This is a genomic window from Aquirufa aurantiipilula (genome assembly GCF_019923745.1).
GTDB classification, from domain to species: domain Bacteria; phylum Bacteroidota; class Bacteroidia; order Cytophagales; family Spirosomataceae; genus Aquirufa; species Aquirufa aurantiipilula.
In genome coordinates, this window is sequence record NZ_JAANOG010000029.1 from 1 (window position 1) to 1,245 (window position 1,245).

2 protein-coding genes are annotated in these 1,245 nt (G+C 36.1%); both read left to right on the plus strand.

The features are described 5' to 3' along the window. Positions 1–66 precede the first annotated feature (66 nt). On the plus strand, positions 67–492 hold the full coding sequence (locus G9H60_RS13185; protein ID WP_109322220.1) for a transposase: 426 nt from the start codon (positions 67–69) through the stop codon (positions 490–492). A gap of 23 nt (positions 493–515) precedes the next feature. Next, a partial coding sequence (locus G9H60_RS13190) for a DDE-type integrase/transposase/recombinase (protein WP_223144508.1) occupies positions 516–1,245 on the plus strand: 730 nt, incomplete at its 3' end.

Genomic DNA, 1,245 nt, shown 5'->3' on the forward strand with positions numbered 1-1,245 from the left:
ATTTGTCAATGCCTGAAATAGGTTGACCGTTTAAAAGTAAAATTTTAAACTTAAAATCTATTAATTATGGCCAACAAAAAGTTGTATCTTCAAAGTGTGTCACAAAGACGTCTTCGTCATTTTAGTGACAGTTTTAAAATGGAGAAAGTTCGAGAAATAGAACAAGGTCGAACTCGAGTTTCAGAAATTTGTAAGCAATATGAAGTATCTGGGACCAATGTGTACAAATGGATTTCTAAATTCGGTACAATGAAAACCAATAAGACCCGAGTTATAGTAGAGACACAGAGTGATACACAAGAGTTGTTATTACTCAAGAAAAAAGTGGCTGAACTAGAGCGTATCGTAGGTCAGAAGCAAATCTTGCTTGACTTTAAGGATAAAATGATTGATCTAGCCGAACAGGCATATGGGGTTGATATTAAAAAAAAATTCGATTCCAAACCCTGCGATACTACTGGCTCACCCGAGAAAAACATCACTTCAGCTTAAATGAATTGTATCGAAGTCTTGGAATGAGTAAGCAAGCTGTACATCAACAGTTAAATCGACAAATCAAGCAGGAAAAAGTTCAACATCATTTATTAAAGGTCGTCGATGAAATTCGAGTAAAACACCCCACCATGGCTATTCGCTACTTGTATTATATGATAAAACCCGATCATCAGCAGATGATGGGAAGGGATTTATTTGAGGTATTTTGTAAGCAACAACATTTAACTAGGCCTAGAATACACTCCTTTATCAAGACGACAGATAGTCAAGGAGTAGTTCGGTTTGAGAATTTATTGATACATCAAAAACCGAGTCGAATAGACCAATATTGGCAGAGCGACATTAGTTATTATCAAGTCAATGGAATCTATTATTACCTTACTTTTATCATAGATGCCTATACACGTCATATAGTGGGTCATCACACCTCTAAAAGACTATTGACTACTCACACGACCATTCCAGCCTTACAAATGGCCATCAAGCTTAGAAAACAGAGGCGATTTGATGATTTAATACTTCATTCCGATGGAGGAGGTCAATATTATGCCAGAGAATTTTTAAGCGTGACTCAAAAATATGGGATCAAGAATAGCATGTGCAAATATCCCTGGGAAAATGGGAAAGCAGAACGCATCAATGGCATTATTAAAAACAATTATTTACGGCATCGTAAAATCAATAACTTCGAAATGCTAGTCAAGGAAGTTGACCGCGCAGTATCACTTTATAATCTAGAAAAGCCACATA

What these genes read in the sequence shown, in the direction of transcription:
- G9H60_RS13185 (WP_109322220.1), top strand. Translation starts at nt 67, where the DNA reads ATGGCCAACAAAAAGTTGTATCTTCAAAGTGTGTCACAAAGACGTCTT.